Here is a 23566-nt window from a genome sequence, read left to right as displayed (position 1 = left end):
AAAAAAATCAACCACACACGCAGGTGGCGGATTTTTCGGCGGTTTCTGGCTGTCATAGCGGGCTGTTATACTCGCCGCCATTTCCAGCCCCCCATGTGTGAGATTCAATGGAACGCTTTATCGAAAATGCAATGTACGCCTCGCGCTGGCTGCTGGCGCCGATCTATATCGGGCTGTCCCTTGGGCTGCTGGCGCTGGCACTGAAATTTTTCCAGGAAGTTTTTCACATCCTGCCCAACGTCTTCTCAATGGCCGAGTCGGAACTGATTCTGGTGCTGCTGTCGCTGATCGATATGGCGCTGGTCGGCGGCCTGCTGGTCATGGTGATGATTTCCGGCTACGAGAACTTCGTCTCTGAACTGAACATCGATGAAGGCAAGGAAAAACTCAGCTGGCTCGGCACCATGGACTCTTCGTCGCTGAAGATGAAAGTCGCCGCTTCGATCGTGGCGATCTCCTCGATCCACTTGCTGCGCATCTTCATGGACGCCAAGAACGTCGATCCCGAGCACTTGATGTGGTACGTGATCATCCACATGACCTTCGTCGTTTCGGCGTTCGCCATGGGTTACCTGGACAAGGTCACCAAGCACTGATCAACCGTTGATCGCTGCAAAAACACCGCCCGTCTGTTGCGAAACAGACGGGCGGTGTCGTTTGTGGCTTGTGCTTTGGTGCGCGCGGGCATATCCCTGTAGAGGTCCTGATTCGCTACTGTGTGAGGTGCGTTCATGAACCTGCAAGAGCTGAATGCGTTTGCCATCGCCAGGAAGGTTGATGAGTTGAACCTGATCTCCATGGAAGGGGGGATTTACCTGCTCGAAGCACGGATGCATGGCGCGGCGTATCCGTTGAGTGATCTCAAGGGTGGGATGCTGACATTGCGCTCGGTGGAACACGCTCGGGATTTGCTGCATAACTTTCCAGAATTGCCATTCAACCTCGTACACACCTCGGTACACGATGAAATGTGTGGTCTGGGCGCCAGTGGCGAGGAAAGTCTGAAGGTGCCGCTCGCCTGGCGTTCAGCCCTGTAGGCGCTCCGCCCCATCGCCGGAGCATCTGTGCTAGTCTGCTCGCCCTTTTGGTTCCGGGCGCGCCGGGACGCGCTGTGCACGCACGGCAAGTCTTGTGGCCGTCCGCACAGCGGAGCAGTGTCATGTCCGAAGTAAATCTGTCCACCGACGAAACCCGCGTCAGCTACGGTATCGGCCGTCAGTTGGGTGACCAGCTGCGCGACAACCCGCCACCGGGCGTTAGCCTGGACGCGATCCTGGCTGGCCTGACCGACGCGTTCGCCGGTAAGGAAAGCCGTGTTGGCCAGGAAGAAATGTCCGCCAGTTTCAAGGTGATCCGCGAGATCATGCAAGCCGAAGCGGCTGCCAAAGCTGAAGCCGCTGCCGGTGAAGGCCTGGCCTTCCTGGCTGAAAACGCCAAGCGTGACGGCATCACCACCCTGGCTTCCGGCCTGCAATTCGAAGTGCTGACTCAGGGCGAAGGCGCCAAGCCGACCCGTGAAGACCAGGTTCGTACTCACTACCACGGCACCCTGATCGACGGCACTGTGTTCGACAGCTCCTACGAGCGTGGCCAGCCTGCTGAATTCCCGGTTGGCGGCGTAATCGCTGGCTGGACCGAAGCTCTGCAACTGATGAATGCCGGCAGCAAATGGCGCCTGTACGTGCCGAGCGAACTGGCTTACGGCGCTCAAGGCGTTGGCAGCATCCCGCCGCACAGCGTTCTGGTATTCGACGTCGAGCTGCTGGACGTTCTGTAAGACCGGGCCTGCCTTGATGGCGGGCTAATGTAGGAGTGAGCCTGCTCGCGATGGCGGTGTGACAGCCAACAAATGTTTTGGATGTTAATCAGTCTTCGCGAGCAGGCTCACTCCTACAGTTTTTTCCGCGTTTCATAATTCTATCTTGTGATGCAGTTCACTGGTCGGGCGCAACGCCCGGGCATAGCAGAACAGAAACAGATTGCGCACCAGCTCCTTGAGCACCAATGGCTCGCTGGAATTCAGACTGCTGACGTCCAGATCCCCTTGATCCTGCAGTTCATGCAAGGCTTCTTCTTCAAGCACCGCACAGACTTCACCGGTTTCCCGATGCAGGATTCTGAGGTAAGGGTGTGGGCGATCCAGCCAAGCGTCGATCAAATAAGTCATGGTTCTCATCTCCTTGAAAGGTTTCAATGAGAATAATTCTTATTCGTCAAATAGCAAGCGTCTATTGGCGGATTGTGAAATATTCCGGATAAAGATTGCGTAAGGTCAAAACGGCTGGCGTTTGGCTATTGCTTGGTTTTGCTGGGTAGAGCGGGGAGGGCAAAGCTCCATCCCACGGCTGGCGCGGGATGGATCACAACAGAATCAGACTTTTCTGACGAACTCGGATTTGAGTTTCATCGGGCCGATGCCGTCGATCTTGCAGTCGATGTCGTGGTCGCCATCGCACAGGCGGATGTTCTTGACCTTGGTGCCGACCTTGACCACCAGCGAAGTGCCCTTGACCTTGAGGTCCTTGATCACGGTGATGGTGTCGCCGTCCTGCAGGACGTTGCCGACCGAATCTTTCTTCACGGCATCATCGGACGCCACTTCGGCTTCGCCGCTGGCGGACCACTCGTGGGCGCACTCCGGGCACACCAGTTGGGTACCGTCTTCGTAGGTGTATTCGGAATTGCATTTCGGGCAGGGTGGCAACGTGCTCACTAAGGCTCCTTGGGGTGTGGATCGCTAAAAGTCGCACATTGTATAGGGTTTTAGCTTTTCAGGCAGTCAAAAGCAAAAGATCGCAGCGTCGACAACCCCTGTAGGAGCTGCCGAAGGCTGCGATCTTTTGATCTTGCTTCAGCGATATCAGTGCGTACGGGCGACCGCAAACTCGCTCAGTTCAACCAGGGCATCCCGATATTCACTTGCCGGCAGCGCCTCAAGGCACTTGATCGCACGGGCCACGTAATCACGGGCCAGTTGCGCGGTGTATTCCAGCGAACCGGAAGCTTCCACGGCAATGCGGATGCTTTCCAGGTCTTCGATTCCGCCTTTCTGGATCGCCTGACGCACCAGTGCAGCCTGTTCAGCCGTACCTTCGCGCATGGTGTAGATCAGCGGCAGAGTCGGCTTGCCTTCGGCCAGATCGTCGCCGACGTTCTTGCCCAAGGTCTCAGCGTCGCCCTTGTAGTCGAGCAAATCGTCGACCAGTTGGAAGGCCACACCCAGGTGATCACCGAAGGTGCGCAGGGCTTCGCTCTGTTCGGCGGTAGCGCCGGCCAGTGCGGCAGCACTGTGGGTCGAGGCTTCAAAGAGCATCGCGGTCTTGCCGCGGATGACTTCCATGTAGGTTTCTTCGGTGGTGCTGGCATCGCGAACTTTGGACAGCTGCAGCACTTCGCCTTCAGCGATGATGCGCGTGGCCTGGGACAGGATCTTCATCACCGGCATCGAGCCCAGTTCGACCATCATTTCGAACGAGCGCGAGTACAGGAAGTCGCCGACCAGCACGCTCGGAGCGTTGCCCCACATGGCATTGGCGGTCGAACGGCCACGGCGCATGCCGGACATGTCGACCACGTCGTCATGCAGCAGGGTCGCGGTGTGCAGGAATTCGATGGTGGCGGCCAGCAGACGCATGTCATCGCCTTCGCGACCCAGGGCCTTGCCACACAGCAACACTAATAAAGGGCGCAGACGTTTGCCGCCGGCCGAGGTGATGTAATCGCCGATTTTCGATACCAGCGGTACTCGGGAAGTCAGCTGCTTCTTGATGATGCCGTCGACGGCGCTAAAATCGTCCGCCACCGCGCGGTAGAAAGCTTGGGGTTGCATCAGCGAGAGTCGCTCCAGAAGGGTTGCGCGGCATGCTAGGACCCCCATCCGGACCTGTCAAGGCGCGATGGACGGCTACTTGCAAGCCTGCGGCGGCTTGCGTACAATCGCGCACCCTGAACTTCCTGGGCAGCACCTGCCTTACGCAATTGCAACGGGCCTTCCAGCCTAATGCAGCCATGCCAGCCAATACCTCTTCTTATAAAGAGCTGGGTGAGCAGGATTATCGGAGAAATACCATGTCTTATGCAGTAATCGTTACTGGCGGCAAGCAGTACAAAGTCGCCCCGGGTGAATACCTGAAGATCGAAAAACTGGAAATCGCTACCGGCGAATCCGTTACCTTTGATCGCGTTCTGTTGGTTGCCAATGGCGACGACGTGAATATCGGCGCTCCAGTTGTTGCTGGCGCTACCGTTGTGGCTGAAGTGATCTCCCAAGGTCGTCACGATAAAGTCCGCATCATCAAGTTCCGTCGCCGTAAGCACCACATGAAGCGTATGGGCCACCGCCAGTGGTACACCGAGATCAAAATCACCGGTATTCAGGCTTAATTTCAGCCTAATTCCTCACTAGGAGAATTGACTCATGGCACACAAAAAAGCTGGTGGTAGTACCCGTAACGGTCGCGACTCAGAAGCCAAACGCCTTGGCGTTAAGATGTATGGCGGCCAGAAAATCATTCCGGGCAACATCATCGTGCGTCAGCGCGGCACCCAATTCCACGCTGGCTACGGCGTTGGCATGGGTAAGGATCACACCCTCTTCGCGAAAATCGAAGGCGTGATCAAGTTTGAAGTAAAAGGCGCGTTCAACCGCCGTTACGTGAGCGTTGTCGCAGCTTAATTGCGCGATCGCTGGAAAAGCCCTGTCTCGCGACGGGGCTTTTTCGTTTGTGGGGTGAGTCTCTTGCAAAACTGTTTGTATGGGCTGTCGGCGTGCGATGCAGGTCGTGTTTTGGGGTCGCTGCGCTCATTTTTGCAAGAGTCTTATGTCTTGATTGTTTTTCGGCTCGTCCGTATGGCGAGAGGCGTTGGTTATGAAGTTTGTTGATGAAGTATCGATTCGCGTAAAGGCTGGTGACGGCGGCAATGGCGCCATGAGTTTCCGTCGGGAAAAATTCATCGAAAACGGTGGCCCGAACGGTGGTGATGGCGGTGACGGCGGTTCCATCTACATGATGGCCGATGAAAACCTCAACACCCTGGTCGACTACCGTTACACCCGGCACTTCGATGCCGAGCGTGGCTCCAACGGCGGCAGCACCGACTGCACCGGTAAAAAGGGTGAAGACCTGATTCTGCGCGTGCCGGTCGGCACCACGGTGATCGACTCCGCTACCCAGGAAGTTATCGGCGACCTGACCAAGGCTGGCCAGAAGCTGATGGTAGTGCAGGGCGGCTGGCACGGTCTGGGCAACACCCGTTTCAAATCCAGTACCAACCGTGCGCCGCGTCAGACCACGCCGGGCAAGCCGGGTGAGCAGCGTGACCTGAAACTGGAAATGAAAGTACTGGCTGACGTCGGCCTGCTGGGCTTGCCGAACGCCGGTAAAAGTACCTTTATCCGTTCGGTATCGGCCGCCAAGCCGAAAGTTGCCGATTACCCGTTCACCACGCTGGTGCCGAACCTCGGTGTGGTCAGCGTCGATCGCTGGAAGAGCTTCGTCATTGCTGACATTCCGGGTCTGATCGAAGGCGCTTCCGACGGTGCTGGCCTGGGCATTCGCTTCCTTAAGCACTTGGCGCGTACGCGTCTGTTGCTGCACCTCGTCGACATGGCGCCGCTGGATGACAGTAGTGCGCCGGATGCGGCTGAAGTGATCGTCAATGAGCTGATCAAGTTCAGTCCGTCCCTGGCTGAGCGTGATCGTTGGTTGGTGCTGAACAAGTGCGACCAGATCCTCGAAGAAGATCACGATGAGCGCGTCAAGGAAATCGTTGATCGCCTGGAATGGACCGGTCCGGTTTACGTGATCTCGGCCATCGCCAAGATCGGTACCGAGCGTCTGTGCCACGACATCATGCGTTACATGGAAGATCGTGCCGATCGCCTGGCTGCCGACCCGGCGTACAAGGAAGAACTGGCCGATCTTGATCAGCGCATTGAAGACGAAGCGCGCGCGCAGCTGCAGGCGCTGGACGACAAGCGTGCCCTGCGTCGCAGCGGCGTGAAGTCGGTCCATGACATCGGCGACGATGATTGGGACGAAGAAGATGTAGATGACGAAGACGGTCCGGAAATCATTTACGTGCGTGACTGATTCGTTGGGTAGGAGCTGCCGCAGGCTGCGATCTTTTGACCTTCAGAAGATCGCTGGTGTCTGCTGAGTCTTCATCTCGGGGCGGTGTTATCATCGCTGCAAGCCGTTTTTCTAAGGCGCCGCTCAATCGAGCGGCGTTTTAGTATCTGGAAATCGCAAGTCACAAATAACGTCATGGGTGGCGCTGGGTCGCGCTGCCCTCAAGCTAAGGTTGAAGATGATGCGGAGCAAGGTGACAGGTGCGCAGCGTTGGGTCGTGAAGATCGGCAGCGCTTTGCTGACAGCGGATGGCAAAGGGCTGGATCGCGCGGCAATGAGTGTCTGGGTCGAGCAAATGGTGGCCTTGCATGAGGCTGGCGTCGAGTTGGTGTTGGTGTCCTCCGGGGCGGTGGCGGCCGGCATGAGTCGTTTGGGCTGGACCGCACGACCCAGTGCGATGCATGAGCTCCAGGCGGCTGCGGCAATTGGTCAGATGGGCTTGGTGCAGGCGTGGGAATCGAGCTTCGCCGAGCATGGTCGGCACACTGCGCAGATTCTCCTGACTCACGACGACTTGTCCGACCGCAAACGCTACCTCAACGCCCGCAGCACTTTGCGCGCATTGGTCGAGCTGAAAGTCATCCCGGTGATCAACGAAAACGACACCGTGGTCACCGACGAAATCCGTTTCGGCGACAACGATACGCTGGCGGCGCTGGTGGCGAACCTGGTCGAGGCGGATCTGCTGGTGATCCTCACTGATCGCGACGGCATGTTCGACGCCGATCCGCGTAATAACCCTGATGCGCAGATGATTTACGAGGCGCGCGCTGATGATCCGAGCCTCGATGCGGTAGCGGGCGGCACGGGTGGTGCGCTGGGGCGTGGCGGCATGCAAACCAAGTTGCGCGCGGCGCGACTGGCGGCGCGTTCCGGTGCGCACACCATTATTGTCGGTGGGCGTCTTGAGCGAGTGCTTGATCGCCTGAAGGCGGGGGAGCGTATCGGCACGCTGCTGTCGCCCGAGCGCGGCATGCTCGCGGCGCGCAAGCAATGGCTGGCCGGGCATTTGCAGACTCGCGGCACGTTGGTGCTGGATGATGGTGCGGTGTCGGCGTTGTCCAAGGGCAACAAAAGCCTGCTGCCTGTCGGAGTGAAGTTGGTGCAGGGCAGTTTCCGACGCGGCGAAATGGTGGTCTGTGTGGCGCCTGATGGTCGTGAGATTGCCCGAGGCCTGGCTAACTACAGCGCGCTGGAAGCACAAAAAATTATCGGTCAGTCGTCGGATGCGATTGTCGGTTTGCTCGGTTACATGGCGGAGCCAGAACTGGTTCACCGTGACAACCTGATTCTGGTTTAAGGAAAACTCCATGCGTTTAGCGAAAGGATTGTTGGGCTTGCTGATGGCAATGCCATTGCTGGCCTCGGCCGAAGAAATCGGTCAGGTGTCTACGGTGTTCAAGTTTGTCGGCCCGAACGACCGCATTGTGGTCGAGGCTTTCGATGATCCGAAAGTTGAAGGGGTGACCTGCTACCTGTCGCGCGCCAAGACTGGCGGTGTGAAGGGTGGTCTCGGTCTGGCTGAGGATCGCGCCGAAGCTTCGATCGCCTGTCGCCAGGTTGGCCCGATCAAGTTCAAGGGTGATCTGAAGGAAGGCGATGAGGTGTTCAAGGAGCGCACTTCGTTGGTATTCAAGACCATGCAGGTGGTGCGATTCCTCGACAAGAAACGCAACACGCTGGTGTACCTGGTCTACAGCGACCGCTTGATCGAAGGCAGTCCGCAGAATGCCGTGACCGCCATCCCGATCCTGCCATGGGTGCCGGTCCAGCAATAACGCCGCAAAACCAACTGTAGGGGTGAGCAGGCTCACTCCTATATTTTTTTTTGCGCTGGATTTACTAAATCACAGGCAATAAAAAACCGACCCTAAGGTCGGTTTTTTAATGACTACGTCGATTAAGCGGCTTCTTTCAGCGCTTTGACGTGGCCATTCAGACGGCTCTTATGACGAGCAGCCTTGTTCTTGTGGATGATGCCTTTATCGGCCATGCGGTCGATAACTGGCACAGCCAGAACGTATGCAGCTTGAGCTTTTTCAGCGTCTTTTGCGTCGATGGCTTTAACTACATTCTTGATGTAGGTGCGAACCATGGAACGCAGGCTGGCGTTGTGGCTGCGACGCTTCTCAGCCTGTTTTGCACGTTTTTTGGCGGAAGGTGAGTTGGCCACCGTCGAGCTCCTCGAAAGACTTTTTAGGAAATAGCAAACAAAATAGGCCGCGAATCATGCCGATGAGTTGAAGTCTTGTCAAGGGCACTTGAAACGTTCCGCTAAGTGGTAGGTATAAAGAGGCGGGATATTTATTTCCGGCGCTTGACCTGTAAACTCGCGAGCTTTGGCTCTGTGCTGCTGCGGCGCGGAGTATCGCACAAGTAGGCGCTTTGTTCGCCTGCTGTTTATCGACAGGCACAAATTCCCTCAATGAATCTGCTCAAATCGTTGGCCGCCGTCAGCTCTATCACGATGCTTTCCCGGATTCTGGGGTTTGTCCGTGACACGCTGATTGCTCGTACATTCGGCGCCGGGATGGCGACGGACGCCTTCTTTATTGCCTTCAAATTGCCCAATCTGTTGCGGCGGATCTTTGCTGAGGGCGCTTTCTCTCAGGCTTTTGTACCGATTCTTGCTGAATACAAAAGCCAGCAGGGCGAAGAGGCGACTCGTACTTTCATTGCTTACGTTTCGGGCTTGCTGACGCTGGTGTTAGCGGTAGTCACTGCGTTGGGCATGATCGCCGCGCCCTGGGTGATCTGGGCCACGGCCCCGGGTTTTACCGATACGCCGGAAAAATTCCAGCTCACTTCCGATCTGCTGCGGGTGACCTTCCCCTATATATTGCTGATCTCCCTGTCCTCGTTGGCGGGCGCGATTCTCAATACCTGGAACCGTTTCTCGGTGCCGGCCTTCGTGCCTACTCTGCTGAACGTCAGCATGATCGTGTTTTCGCTGTTTCTCACGCCGTACTTTGACCCGCCGGTGATGGCGCTGGGCTGGGCGGTGCTGGTCGGTGGTCTGGCGCAGTTGCTCTATCAACTGCCGCACCTGAAAAAGATCGGCATGCTGGTGCTGCCGCGCCTCAATCTGCGTGATACCGGCGTCTGGCGCGTGATGAAACAGATGCTGCCGGCGATTCTCGGCGTGTCGGTCAGCCAGATCTCGCTGATCATCAACACCATCTTCGCCTCGTTTCTGGTCGCAGGCTCAGTGTCGTGGATGTATTACGCCGACCGCTTGATGGAGTTGCCTTCCGGCGTACTCGGCGTGGCATTAGGGACGATTCTGCTGCCAACATTGGCTAAAACCTATGCAAGCAAGGACCGCCACGAGTATTCGCGGATTCTCGATTGGGGTCTGCGTTTGTGCTTTGTATTGGTGCTGCCATGCTCGCTGGCGCTGGGGATTCTCGCTGAGCCGCTGACTGTTTCGCTGTTTCAGTACGGGCAGTTCAGTGGTTTCGACGCTGAAATGACTCAGCGTGCGCTGATTGCTTATTCTGTTGGCTTACTCGGGATAATCGTGATCAAAGTGCTCGCCCCGGGCTTTTATGCGCAACAGAACATCCGTACGCCGGTGAAAATAGCAATCTTCACGCTGGTGGTTACCCAGTTGTTCAACCTGGTGCTGATTGGCCCTCTGGCTCACGCCGGTCTGGCCCTGGCGATCAGTGCCGGTGCCTGTCTCAACGCTGGGTTGTTGTTCTATCAACTGCGCAAACAACAGATGTATCAGCCGCAGCCGGGCTGGGCCAGGTTCGGATTCAAACTGGTTATCGCCGTGGCGGTGATGTCGGCAGTGTTGCTGCTCGGCATGCATTTCATGCCAGCGTGGGATCAAGGGCACATGCTTGAGCGCTTCCTGCGTCTGGGCGCATTGGTCGCGGCGGGCGTGGTGTCCTATTTCGGTATGTTGCTGCTGCTCGGTTTCCGCTTGCGTGACTTCAATCGCAAGGCCTTGAGCTGAGGTTTTACCCTATATAAACAGGCGCGGGCCGGCAGTTTTGTCGGCTCGTTCACTTTGCGTTACGGTGTTGCCTGTCGTCGGCCGTCGGGTGTGGTTATAATCGACCACTTTATGAGCAAGAAGCGCGTTATGCAGCTGGTTCGAGGCCTCCACAACTTGCGCCCCCAGCATCGGGGCTGCGTCGCCACTATTGGCAACTTTGACGGTGTTCACCGTGGTCACCAGGCTATCCTGGCCCGACTGCGTGAGCGTGCGCTTGAGTTGGGCGTACCCAGCTGCGTGGTGATTTTCGAGCCGCAGCCACGGGAATTCTTTGCCCCCGAGACCGCGCCGGCGCGTCTGGCCCGGTTGCGCGACAAGCTGCAACTGCTGGCCGCCGAAGGCGTCGACCGGGTGTTGTGCCTGGCCTTCAACCAGCGTCTGAGCAAACTCAGCGCCAGTGAATTCGTCGACACCATCCTCGTTGATGGCCTCGGCGTGCAGCATCTGGAAGTCGGTGACGATTTCCGTTTTGGTTGCGACCGTCTCGGCGATTTTGACTTCCTGTTGCAGGCCGGGCAGATGCACGGTTTTACCGTCGAAGCCGCGCAAACCGTCGAGCTGGACGGGATTCGCGTCAGCAGCACGCAAGTGCGCAACGCGCTGGCCGCCGCCGATTTTGCCTTGGCCGAACGTTTGCTCGGCCGCCCGTACCGCATTGCCGGTCGAGTGCTGCACGGCCAGAAACTGGCCCGGCAACTGGGTACGCCCACTGCCAACATTCAACTCAAGCGTCGTCGCGTGCCGTTCACCGGGGTGTATCTGGTGAATGTCGATATCGACGGCAAGACCTGGCCTGGTGTCGCCAATATCGGCGTGCGGCCCACAGTGCAAGGTGATGGCAAGGCCCACCTTGAAGTCCATCTTTTAGATTTTGCCGGCGATCTGTATGACCGGCGTTTGACGGTGGTTTTCCACCAAAAGCTGCGTGAAGAGCAGCGCTTCGCCTCCTTGGAGGCATTGAAAACGGCGATCAATGCGGATGTCGCCACCGCCCGTGCACTAGCCGCACCTAGCGCCCATCGCTAATGAAGAGCCTTAAATGACCGACTATAAAGCCACGCTTAACCTTCCGGACACCGCCTTCCCAATGAAGGCCGGCCTGCCACAGCGCGAACCGCAGATCCTGCAGCGCTGGGACAGTATTGGCCTGTACGGAAAGTTGCGCGAGATTGGCAAGGATCGTCCGAAGTTCGTTCTGCATGACGGCCCTCCGTATGCCAACGGCACGATCCACATCGGTCACGCACTGAACAAGATTCTCAAGGACATGATCATCCGCTCGAAGACCCTGTCGGGCTTCGACGCGCCGTACGTTCCGGGTTGGGACTGCCACGGCCTGCCGATCGAGCACAAGGTTGAAGTGACCCACGGCAAAAATCTGGGCGCGGACAAGACCCGCGAACTGTGCCGTGCCTACGCCACCGAGCAGATCGAAGGGCAGAAGTCCGAATTCATCCGTCTCGGCGTGCTGGGCGACTGGGCCAACCCGTACAAGACCATGGATTTCAAGAACGAGGCCGGTGAAATCCGCGCTTTGGCTGAAATCGTCAAGGGCGGTTTCGTGTTCAAGGGCCTCAAGCCTGTGAACTGGTGCTTCGACTGCGGTTCGGCCCTGGCTGAAGCGGAAGTCGAGTACGAGAACAAGAAATCCTCGACCATCGACGTCGCCTTCCCGATCGCTGACGAAGCCAAACTGGCTGCCGCGTTCGGTCTGCCGTCGCTGGGCAAGCCTGCGTCGATCGTGATCTGGACCACCACCCCGTGGACCATCCCGGCCAACCAGGCGCTGAACGTGCACCCGGAATTCAACTACGCGCTGGTTGATGTCGGCGACAAGCTACTGGTGCTGGCTGAAGAGCTGGTTGAAGCTTGCCTTGCTCGTTACAGCCTGGAAGGTTCGGTCATCGCCACCACCACCGGCAAAGAGCTGGAGCTGATCAACTTCCGTCACCCGTTCTATGATCGTCTGTCGCCTGTGTACCTGGCTGACTACGTCGAACTGGGCGCTGGTACCGGCGTGGTTCACTCCGCTCCGGCCTACGGCGTGGACGACTTCGTGACCTGCAAAAAGTACGGCATGGTCAACGACGACATCCTCAATCCAGTACAAAGCAACGGCGTTTATGTGCCGTCGCTGGAGTTCTTCGGCGGCCAGTTCATCTGGAAGGCCAACCCGGCCATCGTCGACAAGCTGACCGAAGTCGGTGCGTTGATGCACACCACCGTCATCGAACACAGCTACATGCACTGCTGGCGCCACAAGACTCCGCTGATCTACCGCGCCACCGCGCAGTGGTTCATTGGTATGGACAAAGAGCCAACCAGCGGCGACACCCTGCGTGTGCGCTCGCTCAAAGCCATCGAAGATACCAAGTTCGTCCCGGCCTGGGGCCAGGCGCGTCTGCACTCGATGATTGCCAACCGCCCGGACTGGTGCATCTCGCGTCAACGCAACTGGGGCGTGCCGATCCCGTTCTTCCTCAACAAGGAAAGCGGCGAACTGCACCCACGTACCGTCGAGCTGATGGAAGAAGTCGCCAAGCGCGTTGAAGTCGAAGGCATCGAAGCCTGGTTCAAGATGGACGCTGCCGAGCTGCTCGGTGACGAAGCGCCGCTGTACGACAAGATCAGCGACACCCTCGACGTCTGGTTCGATTCGGGGACCACGCACTGGCACGTCCTGCGCGGTTCGCACCCGATGGGCCACGAGAGCGGCCCGCGTGCCGATCTCTACCTGGAAGGTTCCGACCAGCACCGTGGCTGGTTCCACTCGTCGCTGCTGACCGGTTGCGCTATCGACAACCACGCGCCATACCGCGAACTGCTGACCCACGGTTTCACCGTCGACGAGGCCGGTCGCAAGATGTCCAAGTCACTGGGCAACGTGATCGCGCCGCAGAAAGTCAACGACACCCTCGGCGCCGACATCATGCGTCTGTGGGTTGCATCGACCGACTACTCCGGCGAGATGGCGGTTTCCGACCAGATTCTGCAACGCAGTGCGGACGCCTATCGTCGTATCCGTAACACCGCGCGCTTCCTGCTTTCGAACCTGAGCGGTTTCAACCCGGCCACCGACATCCTGCCGGCTGAAGAAATGCTCGCGCTGGATCGTTGGGCGGTCGACCGCACCTTGCTGCTGCAACGCGAGCTGCAAGAGCACTACGGCGAATACCGTTTCTGGAACGTCTACTCGAAGATCCACAACTTCTGCGTGCAGGAGCTGGGTGGTTTCTACCTCGACATCATCAAGGACCGTCAGTACACCACTGGCGCCAACAGCAAGGCCCGCCGTTCGGCGCAAACCGCGCTGTTCCACATCTCCGAAGCGCTGGTGCGCTGGATCGCGCCGATCCTCGCTTTCACCGCCGACGAACTGTGGGAATACCTGCCGGGCGAGCGTAACGAGTCGGTGATGCTCAACACCTGGTACGAAGGCCTGACCGAACTGCCGGCTGACGTTGAACTTGGCCGCGACTACTGGGAACGCGTCATGGCGGTCAAGGTAGCGGTCAACAAAGAAATGGAAATCCAGCGCGCAGCGAAAGCGGTCGGTGGCAACCTGCAAGCCGAAGTGACCCTGTACGCCGAAGACGCCCTGAGCGCCGACCTGGCCAAACTGAGCAACGAACTGCGCTTTGTTCTGATCACTTCGACTGCCAGCGTTGCGCCGTTCGTTCAGGCTCCGGCCGATGCGGTAGTGACTGAAGTCAGCGGCCTGAAGCTGAAGATCGTCAAATCGGCCTTCCCGAAGTGCGCCCGTTGCTGGCACTGCCGCGAAGACGTCGGTGTGAACCCGGAGCATCCGGAAATCTGCGGTCGTTGCGTCGACAACATCAGCGGCGCTGGCGAGGTTCGTCACTATGCCTAATGCCGTTGGCCGTTTTGGACGGTTGAGCTGGCTGTGGTTGAGTTTGCTGGTTCTGGTCATCGACCAGGCCAGCAAGTTCTACTTCGAAGGCAAGCTCGAAATGTTCCAGCAGATCGTGATCATTCCTGATTACTTCAGCTGGACCCTGGCTTACAACACCGGTGCGGCGTTCAGCTTCCTGGCTGACAGTTCCGGCTGGCAGCGCTGGTTGTTCGCCCTGATCGCGATTGTGGTCAGTGCGGTGCTGGTGGTCTGGCTCAAGCGCCTGGGCCGCAACGAAACCTGGCTGGCCGTCGCTTTGGCGCTGGTGCTGGGTGGTGCGCTAGGCAATCTGTATGACCGCATTGCCTTGGGCCATGTGATCGATTTCATTCTGGTGCACTGGCAGAACCGCTGGTACTTCCCGGCGTTCAACTTCGCTGACAGCGCCATCACTGTTGGTGCGGTGATGCTGGCACTGGATATGTTCAAAAGTAAAAAGACCGGAGAAGCCGTTCATGACTGAACAGGTATTGGCTGAGCAACGCATCGGCCAGAACACGGAAGTCACCTTGCACTTTGCATTGCGCCTGGAGAACGGCGACACCGTCGATAGTACGTTCGACAAAGCCCCGGCGACCTTCAAGGTCGGCGACGGCAACCTGCTGCCGGGTTTTGAAGCGGCGCTGTTCGGCTTCAAGGCCGGCGACAAGCGCACGCTGACCGTCGAGCCGGAAAACGCTTTCGGTCAGCCAAACCCGCAGAACGTGCAGATCATCCCGCGTTCGCAGTTCGTCGATATGGAGTTGTCACCGGGTTTGCTGGTGATCTTCAATGATGCGGCCAATACTGAGCTGCCGGGTGTGGTGAAAGAGTTTGACGACACGCAAGTGACCATCGACTTCAATCACCCGTTGTCGGGCAAGACGCTGACCTTTGACGTGGAAATCATTTCCGTCAAAGCGCTGTAACTGACCGCACACGGGTCAAAATGTGGGAGCGAGCCTGCTCGCGAATGCTGACTGACATTCAACATAGCTGTTGTCTGACACACTGCCTTCGCGAGCAGGCTCGCTCCCACAATGTTTTCCACCGTTTTCGCTATTTCTTGCGCGCAAGACACGAGGCACAGCATGCAAATCAAACTCGCCAACCCCCGTGGCTTCTGCGCCGGCGTGGACCGGGCGATCGAAATCGTCAACCGCGCCCTGGAAGTCTTCGGGCCACCGATCTATGTGCGCCATGAAGTGGTGCACAACAAGTTCGTCGTTGAAGACCTGCGCAGCCGCGGGGCGATCTTCGTCGAAGAGCTGGATCAGGTGCCGGACGACGTCATCGTGATCTTCAGCGCCCACGGCGTCTCTCAAGCCGTGCGTACCGAAGCCGCCGGCCGTGGCCTGAAAGTATTCGACGCCACTTGCCCGCTGGTGACCAAGGTGCACATTGAGGTGGCTAAATACAGCCGCGACGGTCGTGAGTGCATTCTGATCGGCCACGCCGGTCACCCGGAAGTCGAAGGCACCATGGGCCAGTACGACGGCAGCAATGGCGGCGCGATTTACCTCGTCGAAGACGAGAAAGACGTGGCCGAGTTGCAGGTGCACAACCCGGAAAAACTGGCTTTCGTGACTCAGACGACGCTGTCGATGGACGATACCAGTCGTGTCATCGATGCCTTGCGCACGCGCTTCCCGGCCATCGGCGGTCCGCGCAAGGACGACATTTGCTACGCCACGCAAAACCGTCAGGACGCGGTCAAGCAACTGGCTGACGAGTGCGACGTGGTGCTGGTGGTGGGCAGCCCGAACAGCTCCAACTCCAACCGTCTGCGTGAGTTGGCTGAACGCATGGCCACACCGGCCTACCTGATCGACGGTGCCGAAGATCTGCAAAAGAGCTGGTTCGATGGCGTTGAGCGTATCGGCATCACCGCCGGTGCCTCCGCGCCGGAAGTGCTGGTGCGCGGCGTGATTCAGCAATTGCAGGCCTGGGGTGCCACTGGTGCCGATGAGCTGGCCGGTCGCGAAGAGAACATCACGTTCTCGATGCCTAAAGAGCTGCGCGTACGTTCGATCTGACGTTTTCGGTTTTTTGACACAGCGCCTGCTCAGTCTCTTGGCTGTTCAGGCGCACGCGACCGGTCGCCGCCAGCACAATCTGGCGCTGACTGACCGGCTCGCGAGCCGAACAGACGTGTAATGTCCCTGCCTGAAACGCCCGCCCGGGCATCAGCGGTTGTCCCAGACTGCTGAAGCGTACGTAACGACTCACCGACCAATTGCCGACAATCGGCACCTGCGTGTCACTTGCACGCTCTTGCAGCAGCGGATTGCTGCTGTCCTTCGGCCCTTTGCCGCTGATATCCAGAATGATCCGCCAGCCCTGACTCCATTCGCCGTTGATGCCATGAATCACCACGCTCTGATTGCGCGTGATGGCCAGGGTGCGAGCGTTACGCAGGCCGTCGAGCAAGGATTGCGCAGCCTGGTCCCGATGGTTCGATTCTCTGAATGTGGCAAACGCCGGACTGACCAGCAGCAGAACAATTACGCCAATCGCCAGTCCCATAAGCAGTTCGATCAGGCTGAAACCCTGTTGCGGCATGAAAACTCCCTCCGTGGAGTGTGATGAACGGCGCGCTCGGGGTGCCGGGCAGGGCCAATCAACCGACGCGGGTCGGTTGAATGTTCTAGCGTGTAGAAGCAGGTATAGCCGACGGCAACGGAGGGCATCGATGGATCTTCGTACAAAAGGTTTCACGCTGATCGAGTTGTTGGTTGCGGTCGCGATCTTCGTGATCCTGATCACTCTGGCGGTGCCGGCGTTCACCCGTTCGGTACAGGGCAGCAAGGCCGATACCGAAATGGGCGACCTGCAACGGGCAATCAATTTCGCCAGGCTCGAAGCCATCAACCGTGGCACCACCCTGCGCCTGCGCCCGACCGCTGGCGGCAGCGTCTGGAACGGTGAACTGGCGGTCTATGACAGTACTGGCACTCCGGCCAATGTGTTGCGGGTTGTTCCCGCAATGAGCAGCGGCGCAACTCTGACGCTAACCTCAGGAGTGACCGCACTGGATTTCAACAACCTCGGCGGTCTGGCAGCACCGTCGACGGCGGTGGTCATCAGTTACACGTTGGGAACGCAAAGCAGGACGCTGAACGTGTGTTTGAACGGACGAATTCAATTGGGTGGAACTTGCGGATGAGGGCAGGGAGTCAACACGCACAGCAGGGTATGACGCTGATCGAAGTGCTGGTCGCGTTGCTGATTCTGACGGTCGGGCTGCTGGGGGCGGCGGCCGTACAACTGAATGCGCTGAAGTACACCGACAGTTCACGGATGACCAGTCAGGCCAGTTTCATCGCCTACGACATGATGGACCGCATCCGCGCCAACTCTGGCGCCGACTACACCGTCACACCTCCGGCCTCGGGCAATCTCAGCGTTGCGCGGGATCAGGATCTCTACGATTTTTCGACCAATATCATCAATTTCGGCGGGCCGACGGCGACCGGCAGCATCACCCTCAATCAGCGGGTCTACACCATAACGATCACCTGGAGCGATGCACGGGCAGCCAACACCGCCAGCGCTCAACGCAGTTTCGTCCTGAGCAGTCGCGCCGCAGTCGACCCGGTGGCCACACCATGAAGCGCCATCAGCGTGGATTCGGTCTGATCGAATTACTTATCGCTTTGGCATTGGGGCTGATCGTGGTGCTGGGCGTGGTGCAGATTTTCATCGCGGCGAAAAATACCTATGTCAGCCAGAACAGTGCCGCCGCGATACAGGAAGACGCGCGTTTTGTCTTGAGCAAAATGATTCAGGAAATTCGCATGGTCGGGATGTTCGGCTGTCTTGGCAGCATCACCGATTCGAGCTCGGCAGGCGATTTCAACGCTGCGCAAGTCACCCCGATCAACTGGGACAATGCCAACCTCAAACTGACGCTGGTCACCGCCGATATCGGCAGCGGCGGCGGGACGCCAATCTGGACGGTGCTCTCCGATTGCCGCAACAGTGCGACGGCCTATACCGGCTTGCGATCCCCGGCGAGCGGGCAGATCGCGTTCCCGATCCGGCGTCTGATCTACAGCTTCAGCAACAATCAGATTCTCATGGGCACCGGCAGCGGCAATCCTGCGCAGCAGGTGCTGGTGAACAACGTCAGTGCGTTCAACGTGACGTTTGGTCTAGCCAGTTCCGCGACTGATGTGGCCGCTTCGACTTACAGCGCCAACCCCAGTGATCCGGCGCGCATCCGCAGTGTGCGCCTGAGCCTGACCCTCAACGATCCGAACAATCGGGTGCGCAGTCAAACCTTCAACGTGGTTGCCGCTTTGCGCAACCGCTTGCAGTGAGGGGCGCGGCGATGAGGATGACTCTCCACACCCGTCAGGCGCAGCACGGCATGGTCTTGCTGGTCAGTCTGGTATTCCTGTTGTTGCTGACCCTGATTGGTCTGTCGTCGATGCAGAGCGCCAACCTGCAGGAAAAAATGGCCGGCAGCGTGAGCCTGCGCAATCAATCGTTCCAGACTGCTGAAGCGGCGTTGCGCATTGGCGAAAGTGCGGTGCAACTGGACAGTTATTCGTTGGCTGTGTGCAGCGGTATCACGCAATGCGCGCCGCCAGCGGAGTCCTCGGTGGTCAGCGCTGCGGGGCTCAATTCGACCTCCGGGGTGACGTGGATCGCCGCCGGCAATGGTTTCTATGGTGTGCAGAATATCGGCACCACGTTGACGGCGGTGAATGTGCCGAGCAATACCTCGGCGACGTTGTATCGGATTACAGCGGTCGGCATCGCCGGCACTTCGCGTAGCGTGGTGGAGAGTGTTTATGCGAAGTATTGAGCGATGCATGTCTCTGCTGATCGGCATGCTGCTGAGCTTTTATCTGGCGGCACCGGCGTATGCGTTCACGCCCTCCGATTCACCGCTGTTGAGTGCGGCGGCGGTGCCACCCAACGTCATGCTGCTGATCGACGATTCGGGGAGTATGAACAGCATTATTTATGCGGCCGGATTCGATCCGACGGCTGATCGCACGCCGGCTCGGCAATGCAACGCCTTGCTGGGCTTGTGCCTGAGTTCGACGACGATCACCGGCGACACGATCTTTCTGTCGAGCCTGCCGACATCAGGCTGTTCCGGCGGCGCCTATGCGTTCTACAACAACAGTCTTGCGCCGTTGTGTCTGAAGCTGCCCGATCCGGTGGGCAGCGGCAACACGCGTTATTCCGGGGATTACATTTCCTATGTGGTCGGCCTGGCCATCAACAACGGCACGCGCGATTTCACCACCGGGGTGATTCCCAACGACTATCGCATCAACGTCGCACGCAATGTCTCCACTGCGCTGGTAAGCAGTAACCGAACGTTGCGTATCGGCCTGTCGACGTTCAATCCGGCCACCAGCAACAACTCGGGGAATGGTGGTTTCATTGCCCGTGCGATCAGCGATCTGTCACCGGTGTCCGGCAGCGTGACTCAGGCCCAGGCTGACGCCAACTACAACGCGCTGATCTCCTCGATCAACGGCTTGAGCGCCGTGGCCAACACACCGTTGGCAGAAACCTATTACGAGATCACTCGCTACATGCGCGGCATGGCGCCGTACTACAACAGCACGCCGAGCACCTATACCAGCCCGATTCAGTACCGCTGTCAGAAGAACTATGGTGTGGTGATAACCGATGGCTTGCCGACTTTCGACCGAACCTTCCCGACTAACGACCCGTTGGGCGGCAGCCGTTTGCCGAACTGGGATGGCGTCAACAATGACGGCAACAACCTCAATGGCGACAACGAAGGAGATACGCTGTATCTGGATGACATCGCCAAGTTTGCCTTTGACATCGACATGCGTTCGACCGGTACGGACGCGGCGGGCAAGAGCTGGAACGCGGTGGATTTTCCCAAGCAGAACATGAACACCTACACAGTAGGGTTCGCTGCGGATAACGACATGTTGTCTGACGCCGCCAGTTATGGGCAGGGCAAGTATTACCAGGCGACCGACAGCACGGGTCTTAACGCAGTCTTGTCGTCGGCGTTGAGTGACATCACCTCCAAGGCTGGCTCCGGCGGCGCAGCTGTTGCCAGCGTTGGCACACTCACCAGTGGCAGCAGTTTTTACCAAACCACTTATGATCCCAAGGATTGGCGAGGCACCATCAAGTCTTTCGGTTTTACGTCGGCCGGGGTTGTGAATACTTCGACCGCACTCTGGACGACTGACACAACCATAGTGCCGGGGGCGACTGCGCCGACGTACCAATCATGGAACACCACGAGCAGCGCCGCCGTGACGCTGACTTACGGTAACTTTTCCCCTGCGCAGCAGACGACAATCAGCCAGAGTCTGCCCACGGGTATTACCGGCAATGACCTGGTGGAGTGGAGCAAAGGCACCAACAAAACCGGGCTTAAGGTACGCAATGTTTTGCTCGGCGATATCATCAACTCTCCACTGGTGTTGGCGTCGCCTTCAGATAAAACCGCTTCCGATTTGTCCGGCGATAGCACTTACACCTCTTACCTGACCACTAAAGCGGCGAACATGAACCCCAGTCTGGTGGTGAATGCCAACGACGGATTCGTCAGCGTTATCAATTCGTCCAACGGCACACGCCGCTACGCCTATATGCCCTCCAGCGTATTGCCGTCTTTGCGGTTGATTGCCGATCCCTTGTACATCAACGGTGTCAGCCACAAGTTTTTGGTGGACGGTCAAGTTGGGGTGTTCGACGCGCAATCCGGCACGGCCTGGAAAACTCTCGCCATTGGCGGCACCGGTGCCGGTGGTAAAACCTTTTATGGGCTGCAACTGTTTGATGCCTCTGCGGGCAACGTGATCAAGGCTTTGTGGGAGGTCAGCGCGCCGGCCACCGCCAGTACTGCAAACGTATTCAATGATCTGGGTTACGCCTACGCCCGCCCGGAAGTGGCACGCTTGGCCAATGGGCGTTGGGCTACCTTCATTGCCAATGGCTACGGCAGCAATTCAGGCGTAGCGGCCCTTTACGTGCTGGACGCGCTTGACGGTTCGTTGATCAAGAAAGTCGTTATCGACAGCACCGAAACCACCAACGGTTTGTCTTCGGTAAAACTCAAGGTCAACTCGCAGAATGTCGTGCAGGCCGCTTACGGCGGCGACTTGAAAGGGCGGTTGTGGAAATTCGATCTGAGCGCGACATCGACGGACAGCTGGGGCGTGGCGTTTTCCGGTAAACCGCTGTTCACCACGGCGGGCGGGGCGACACAGCCGATTACCGCGCAGCCGCTGCTGGCGGATAACGCATTGGGCGGCAAACAGATCTTTGTCGGCACCGGCAAATTCAATGAAACGGCCGACAAGACCAACAAGGATTTGCAGGCGTTCTATTCGGTATGGGATGCCGATGGCGGTTCAGGGAACATCACCGTCAGCAGTTTGCAGGCGCAGGCGATTACCGGATCATTTTCTGGCAGCTCCGGGCAGTTTCTGACCACGACGCAAAATGACACGACATATCCTGGGGAGAAGGGCTGGTACCTGCCATTGGTCTACAACAACGTGTTGACCGGCGAACGGGTGATCAATCAAGCGAATATCGTGCTTGGCCGTATCGTCTTCACCACGGCCATTGTCGATACCACCGATCCTTGTGCGAGTTTTGGTACGGGCAAGTTGGTCGAACTCGAGGCGTTCAGCGGTAAGATGCTCAACTATGCGGTGATTGATACCGGTGGCGATAGTTTGGTCGACAGCAATGACTCAATCTCCAGCGGCGTGAGTTTCGCTGACGGCATTCCGAACGTGGCGTTTATAAACCCGAATGCTACGAAAAAGGGAGTGAATGACACCAGTGGAAAGCTCACGATAATCAATGAAAAGAGCGGCGGTGGCAGCCGTCGTATCATGTGGCGACAAATACAGTAAGTGAGAGTTTGAGGCATGCGCAGATCCAACCGTGGTTTCACCCTGATCGAAATCATGATCGTGATTGCGATCATCGGGATCGTCATCACCATCGCCGCACCGAGTTATACCGAGTACCTGAAAAAGGGCCGCCGCGCCGAAGTGGTATCGCTGCTCTCGGAGCAGGCACAGAGCCTCGAGCGTTTCTACACCAAGAACAATGTCTACACCGGCATCACCGGTCTGAGCACGGGTAATGATTTCTACACCCTTACCCCGACCGTCGCTGACCAGACTTTCCTGCTGACCGCTACCCGTAAAGCGGGTACCTCCATGGCCACCGACAAGTGCGGGGATTTCACCCTGACCAACACCGGTGTCCGCAGCATGAACAACGCGACCACCGGGCTGACCACCAAGGATTGCTGGGGCCGCTGAGGCGCTTACTTTCGGGTGCCTTTTGCGCCTACTGTCTTTTTTACGGTTGGAACAAACATGACCAGGCAACAGCAAGTGGTGATTGTCGGTGGCGGGGTGATTGGCCTGCTGACCGCCTACAACCTCGCCTCCGAAGTACGCAGCGTGGTGCTGCTCGATCGCTCGAACCTCGGCCAGGAATCGTCCTGGGCGGGCGGCGGTATCGTTTCGCCGTTGTATCCGTGGCGCTACAGCCCGGCGGTTACCGCACTGGCGCACTGGTCGCAGGACTTTTATCCACAGCTCGGCGAGCGTTTGTTTGCCGATACCGGGGTTGATCCTGAAGTTCATACCACCGGCCTGTACTGGCTGGACCTGGACGATGAAGCCGAGGCACTGGCGTGGGCCGATCGGGAAAATCGCCCGTTGCGGGCTGTGGATATCTCGGCGGCGCATGATGCGGTGCCGGTGCTCGGTGGCGGGTTCGCGCGGGCGATCTACATGGCCGATGTCGCCAACGTACGCAATCCGCGTCTGGTGAAGTCGCTGAAAGCGGCGTTGCAGGCACTGCCGAACGTGACGATTCACGAACAGTGCGAGGTCAGCGGGTTCGTCCGTGAGGGCGCACAGGTCGTCGGTGTCGAAACCTCCAACGGCGTGATCAAAGGTGATCAGGTCGTGCTGACGGCCGGTGCGTGGAGCGGCGATCTACTCAAGACGCTGGATCTGACGCTGCCGGTCGAACCAGTCAAAGGCCAGATGATTCTCTACAAGTGCGCAGCGGACTTTTTGCCGAGCATGGTCTTGGCCAAGGGTCGTTATGCGATTCCACGTCGTGACGGGCATATCCTGATCGGCAGCACGCTGGAGCACGAAGGTTACGACAAGACGCCGACCGATGTGGCGCTGGAAAGTCTCAAGGCTTCGGCAGTGGAGTTATTGCCAGCGTTGGCCGATGCCGAAGTGGTCGGGCACTGGGCGGGGTTGCGTCCGGGGTCGCCGGAGGGCATTCCGTATATTGGCCGGGTGCCGGGGTTTGACGGGTTGTGGCTGAACTGCGGGCATTACCGCAATGGGCTGGTGCTGGCGCCGGCGTCGTGCCAGTTGTTTGCCGATGTGATGCTGGGAAGGGCGCCGATTATTGATCCGGCGCCGTATGCGCCCGAGGGCCGGATTTAGTCAGGTATATCTCTGGAGCCTGGCAAATCGCTTTCGCGAGCAGGCTCGCTTCCACAGTTGATTTTGGTCGTTCAAAAAA

26 protein-coding genes are annotated in these 23566 nt (G+C 58.3%); 21 read left to right on the top strand and 5 right to left on the bottom strand.

What is annotated here, in order from left to right:
* The first annotated feature begins 107 nt into the window (after window positions 1-107).
* The 3 genes from PspR84_RS24910 (at window position 108) to PspR84_RS24900 (ending at window position 1777) form a co-directional block, all read left to right on the top strand.
* A complete protein-coding gene (locus PspR84_RS24910) occupies window positions 108-596 on the top strand; it encodes a TIGR00645 family protein (RefSeq protein ID WP_007909801.1) in 489 nt (162 codons plus the stop codon).
* Window positions 597-731: 135 nt separating this feature from the next.
* A complete protein-coding gene (locus tag PspR84_RS24905) occupies window positions 732-1037 on the top strand; it encodes a DUF6482 family protein (RefSeq protein WP_160059482.1) in 306 nt (101 codons plus the stop codon).
* Window positions 1038-1159: 122 nt separating this feature from the next.
* Entirely contained in the window at window positions 1160-1777 is a 618-nt protein-coding gene (locus PspR84_RS24900; RefSeq protein ID WP_008078561.1) for an FKBP-type peptidyl-prolyl cis-trans isomerase, read from the top strand.
* A gap of 132 nt (window positions 1778-1909) precedes the next feature.
* Here the strand turns inward: PspR84_RS24900 and PspR84_RS24895 are convergent, their stop codons facing one another.
* The 3 genes from PspR84_RS24895 to PspR84_RS24885 form a co-directional block, all read right to left on the bottom strand.
* The gene (locus tag PspR84_RS24895; protein ID WP_034153845.1) at window positions 1910-2167 is read right to left on the bottom strand and encodes a hypothetical protein; all 258 of its coding nucleotides are present in this window, start codon (window positions 2165-2167) and stop codon (window positions 1910-1912) included.
* A gap of 204 nt (window positions 2168-2371) precedes the next feature.
* The gene (locus PspR84_RS24890) at window positions 2372-2713 is read right to left on the bottom strand and encodes a zinc ribbon domain-containing protein YjdM (RefSeq protein ID WP_016986200.1); all 342 of its coding nucleotides are present in this window, start codon (window positions 2711-2713) and stop codon (window positions 2372-2374) included.
* A 147-nt stretch (window positions 2714-2860) separates the two neighbouring features.
* A complete protein-coding gene (locus PspR84_RS24885; protein WP_034153846.1) occupies window positions 2861-3829 on the bottom strand; it encodes a polyprenyl synthetase family protein in 969 nt (322 codons plus the stop codon).
* 239 nt (window positions 3830-4068) lie between these two features.
* On the opposite strand from PspR84_RS24885, the gene rplU reads away from it, so the two are divergent.
* The 5 genes from rplU (at window position 4069) to PspR84_RS24860 (ending at window position 7909) form a co-directional block, all read left to right on the top strand.
* Complete coding sequence (gene rplU, locus PspR84_RS24880) at window positions 4069-4383, top strand: 50S ribosomal protein L21 (RefSeq protein WP_003176051.1); 315 nt, start codon at window positions 4069-4071, stop codon at window positions 4381-4383.
* Window positions 4384-4417: 34 nt separating this feature from the next.
* Window positions 4418-4675, top strand: a complete 258-nt coding sequence (rpmA, locus tag PspR84_RS24875) for a 50S ribosomal protein L27 (RefSeq protein WP_003176049.1) — start codon at window positions 4418-4420, stop codon at window positions 4673-4675.
* 193 nt (window positions 4676-4868) lie between these two features.
* Window positions 4869-6092 (top strand): Obg family GTPase CgtA, encoded by a 1224-nt coding sequence (gene cgtA / locus PspR84_RS24870; protein WP_123375908.1) that lies wholly within the window; start codon window positions 4869-4871, stop codon window positions 6090-6092.
* A gap of 220 nt (window positions 6093-6312) precedes the next feature.
* Window positions 6313-7431 (top strand): glutamate 5-kinase, encoded by a 1119-nt coding sequence (gene proB / locus PspR84_RS24865; RefSeq protein WP_160060141.1) that lies wholly within the window; start codon window positions 6313-6315, stop codon window positions 7429-7431.
* A gap of 10 nt (window positions 7432-7441) precedes the next feature.
* A complete protein-coding gene (locus PspR84_RS24860) occupies window positions 7442-7909 on the top strand; it encodes a CreA family protein (RefSeq protein WP_160059481.1) in 468 nt (155 codons plus the stop codon).
* A 122-nt stretch (window positions 7910-8031) separates the two neighbouring features.
* On the opposite strand, the gene rpsT is transcribed toward PspR84_RS24860, so the two are convergent.
* Window positions 8032-8304 (bottom strand): 30S ribosomal protein S20, encoded by a 273-nt coding sequence (rpsT, locus tag PspR84_RS24855; protein ID WP_003228351.1) that lies wholly within the window; start codon window positions 8302-8304, stop codon window positions 8032-8034.
* A gap of 252 nt (window positions 8305-8556) precedes the next feature.
* Here rpsT and murJ point away from each other — a divergent pair, with 252 nt between their 5' ends.
* The 6 genes from murJ (at window position 8557) to ispH (ending at window position 16065) form a co-directional block, all read left to right on the top strand.
* A complete protein-coding gene (gene murJ, locus PspR84_RS24850; protein WP_077574602.1) occupies window positions 8557-10095 on the top strand; it encodes a murein biosynthesis integral membrane protein MurJ in 1539 nt (512 codons plus the stop codon).
* Between the two features lie 129 nt (window positions 10096-10224).
* Window positions 10225-11163: a bifunctional riboflavin kinase/FAD synthetase gene (gene ribF / locus PspR84_RS24845; RefSeq protein WP_174244482.1), complete on the top strand. Its 939-nt coding sequence runs from the start codon at window positions 10225-10227 to the stop codon at window positions 11161-11163.
* Between the two features lie 13 nt (window positions 11164-11176).
* Complete coding sequence (gene ileS, locus PspR84_RS24840; RefSeq protein ID WP_160059480.1) at window positions 11177-14008, top strand: isoleucine--tRNA ligase; 2832 nt, start codon at window positions 11177-11179, stop codon at window positions 14006-14008.
* Window positions 14001-14513 carry a signal peptidase II gene (gene lspA, locus PspR84_RS24835; protein WP_007909836.1) on the top strand — a complete coding sequence of 171 codons (513 nt, stop codon included), beginning with the start codon at window positions 14001-14003 and terminating at the stop codon, window positions 14511-14513. Before ileS ends, lspA begins: the two co-directional genes overlap by 8 nt.
* Window positions 14514-14520: 7 nt before the next feature.
* Window positions 14521-14958, top strand: a complete 438-nt coding sequence (gene fkpB / locus PspR84_RS24830; RefSeq protein WP_174244532.1) for an FKBP-type peptidyl-prolyl cis-trans isomerase — start codon at window positions 14521-14523, stop codon at window positions 14956-14958.
* A 162-nt stretch (window positions 14959-15120) separates the two neighbouring features.
* Window positions 15121-16065, top strand: a complete 945-nt coding sequence (gene ispH / locus PspR84_RS24825) for a 4-hydroxy-3-methylbut-2-enyl diphosphate reductase (RefSeq protein WP_034153853.1) — start codon at window positions 15121-15123, stop codon at window positions 16063-16065.
* Here ispH and PspR84_RS24820 read toward each other — a convergent pair.
* Entirely contained in the window at window positions 16037-16591 is a 555-nt protein-coding gene (locus PspR84_RS24820; protein WP_160059479.1) for a GspH/FimT family pseudopilin, read from the bottom strand. The two genes, ispH and PspR84_RS24820, sit on opposite strands and share 29 nt — an antisense overlap.
* 130 nt (window positions 16592-16721) lie before the next feature.
* On the opposite strand from PspR84_RS24820, the gene PspR84_RS24815 reads away from it, so the two are divergent.
* The 7 genes from PspR84_RS24815 to thiO are packed head-to-tail and all read left to right on the top strand — an operon-like array spanning window position 16722 to window position 23487.
* On the top strand, window positions 16722-17195 hold the full coding sequence (locus PspR84_RS24815) for a GspH/FimT family pseudopilin (RefSeq protein WP_160059478.1): 474 nt from the start codon (window positions 16722-16724) through the stop codon (window positions 17193-17195).
* On the top strand, window positions 17192-17641 hold the full coding sequence (gene pilV, locus PspR84_RS24810; protein ID WP_160059477.1) for a type IV pilus modification protein PilV: 450 nt from the start codon (window positions 17192-17194) through the stop codon (window positions 17639-17641). Before PspR84_RS24815 ends, pilV begins: the two co-directional genes overlap by 4 nt.
* Window positions 17638-18351, top strand: coding sequence for a prepilin-type N-terminal cleavage/methylation domain-containing protein (locus PspR84_RS24805; protein WP_160059476.1), 714 nt, complete (start codon window positions 17638-17640; stop codon window positions 18349-18351). The genes pilV and PspR84_RS24805 overlap by 4 nt, the downstream gene beginning before the upstream one ends.
* An 11-nt stretch (window positions 18352-18362) precedes the next feature.
* A complete protein-coding gene (locus tag PspR84_RS24800) occupies window positions 18363-18842 on the top strand; it encodes a PilX N-terminal domain-containing pilus assembly protein (RefSeq protein WP_160059475.1) in 480 nt (159 codons plus the stop codon).
* Window positions 18829-21912 carry a PilC/PilY family type IV pilus protein gene (locus tag PspR84_RS24795; RefSeq protein ID WP_160059474.1) on the top strand — a complete coding sequence of 1028 codons (3084 nt, stop codon included), beginning with the start codon at window positions 18829-18831 and terminating at the stop codon, window positions 21910-21912. The genes PspR84_RS24800 and PspR84_RS24795 overlap by 14 nt, the downstream gene beginning before the upstream one ends.
* 15 nt (window positions 21913-21927) lie before the next feature.
* Window positions 21928-22329 (top strand): type IV pilin protein, encoded by a 402-nt coding sequence (locus tag PspR84_RS24790; protein ID WP_160059473.1) that lies wholly within the window; start codon window positions 21928-21930, stop codon window positions 22327-22329.
* Window positions 22330-22386: 57 nt separating this feature from the next.
* A complete protein-coding gene (gene thiO, locus PspR84_RS24785; RefSeq protein WP_160059472.1) occupies window positions 22387-23487 on the top strand; it encodes a glycine oxidase ThiO in 1101 nt (366 codons plus the stop codon).
* Window positions 23488-23566: the final 79 nt, after the last annotated feature.

The organism is Pseudomonas sp. R84 (assembly GCF_009834515.1).
Classification (GTDB): domain Bacteria; phylum Pseudomonadota; class Gammaproteobacteria; order Pseudomonadales; family Pseudomonadaceae; genus Aquipseudomonas.
This window is presented reverse-complemented; position numbering and strand designations above follow the sequence as displayed.

Bases quoted from the DNA above. Each gene is read 5' to 3' on its own strand.
- PspR84_RS24860 (WP_160059481.1), top strand. From the start codon at position 7,442: ATGCGTTTAGCGAAAGGATTGTTGGGCTTGCTGATGGCAATGCCATTG.
- PspR84_RS24800 (WP_160059475.1), top strand. From the start codon at position 18,363: ATGAGGATGACTCTCCACACCCGTCAGGCGCAGCACGGCATGGTCTTG.
- PspR84_RS24820 (WP_160059479.1), bottom strand. From the start codon at position 16,591: ATGCCGCAACAGGGTTTCAGCCTGATCGAACTGCTTATGGGACTGGCG.
- thiO (WP_160059472.1), top strand. From the start codon at position 22,387: ATGACCAGGCAACAGCAAGTGGTGATTGTCGGTGGCGGGGTGATTGGC.
- PspR84_RS24900 (WP_008078561.1), top strand. From the start codon at position 1,160: ATGTCCGAAGTAAATCTGTCCACCGACGAAACCCGCGTCAGCTACGGT.
- PspR84_RS24885 (WP_034153846.1), bottom strand. From the start codon at position 3,829: ATGCAACCCCAAGCTTTCTACCGCGCGGTGGCGGACGATTTTAGCGCC.
- ileS (WP_160059480.1), top strand. From the start codon at position 11,177: ATGACCGACTATAAAGCCACGCTTAACCTTCCGGACACCGCCTTCCCA.
- cgtA (WP_123375908.1), top strand. From the start codon at position 4,869: ATGAAGTTTGTTGATGAAGTATCGATTCGCGTAAAGGCTGGTGACGGC.
- PspR84_RS24805 (WP_160059476.1), top strand. From the start codon at position 17,638: ATGAAGCGCCATCAGCGTGGATTCGGTCTGATCGAATTACTTATCGCT.
- PspR84_RS24905 (WP_160059482.1), top strand. From the start codon at position 732: ATGAACCTGCAAGAGCTGAATGCGTTTGCCATCGCCAGGAAGGTTGAT.
- PspR84_RS24895 (WP_034153845.1), bottom strand. From the start codon at position 2,167: ATGACTTATTTGATCGACGCTTGGCTGGATCGCCCACACCCTTACCTC.
- rplU (WP_003176051.1), top strand. From the start codon at position 4,069: ATGTCTTATGCAGTAATCGTTACTGGCGGCAAGCAGTACAAAGTCGCC.
- lspA (WP_007909836.1), top strand. From the start codon at position 14,001: ATGCCTAATGCCGTTGGCCGTTTTGGACGGTTGAGCTGGCTGTGGTTG.
- PspR84_RS24815 (WP_160059478.1), top strand. From the start codon at position 16,722: ATGGATCTTCGTACAAAAGGTTTCACGCTGATCGAGTTGTTGGTTGCG.
- ispH (WP_034153853.1), top strand. From the start codon at position 15,121: ATGCAAATCAAACTCGCCAACCCCCGTGGCTTCTGCGCCGGCGTGGAC.
- pilV (WP_160059477.1), top strand. From the start codon at position 17,192: ATGAGGGCAGGGAGTCAACACGCACAGCAGGGTATGACGCTGATCGAA.
- rpmA (WP_003176049.1), top strand. From the start codon at position 4,418: ATGGCACACAAAAAAGCTGGTGGTAGTACCCGTAACGGTCGCGACTCA.
- ribF (WP_174244482.1), top strand. From the start codon at position 10,225: ATGCAGCTGGTTCGAGGCCTCCACAACTTGCGCCCCCAGCATCGGGGC.
- PspR84_RS24795 (WP_160059474.1), top strand. From the start codon at position 18,829: ATGCGAAGTATTGAGCGATGCATGTCTCTGCTGATCGGCATGCTGCTG.
- murJ (WP_077574602.1), top strand. From the start codon at position 8,557: ATGAATCTGCTCAAATCGTTGGCCGCCGTCAGCTCTATCACGATGCTT.
- PspR84_RS24910 (WP_007909801.1), top strand. From the start codon at position 108: ATGGAACGCTTTATCGAAAATGCAATGTACGCCTCGCGCTGGCTGCTG.
- proB (WP_160060141.1), top strand. From the start codon at position 6,313: ATGCGGAGCAAGGTGACAGGTGCGCAGCGTTGGGTCGTGAAGATCGGC.
- PspR84_RS24790 (WP_160059473.1), top strand. From the start codon at position 21,928: ATGCGCAGATCCAACCGTGGTTTCACCCTGATCGAAATCATGATCGTG.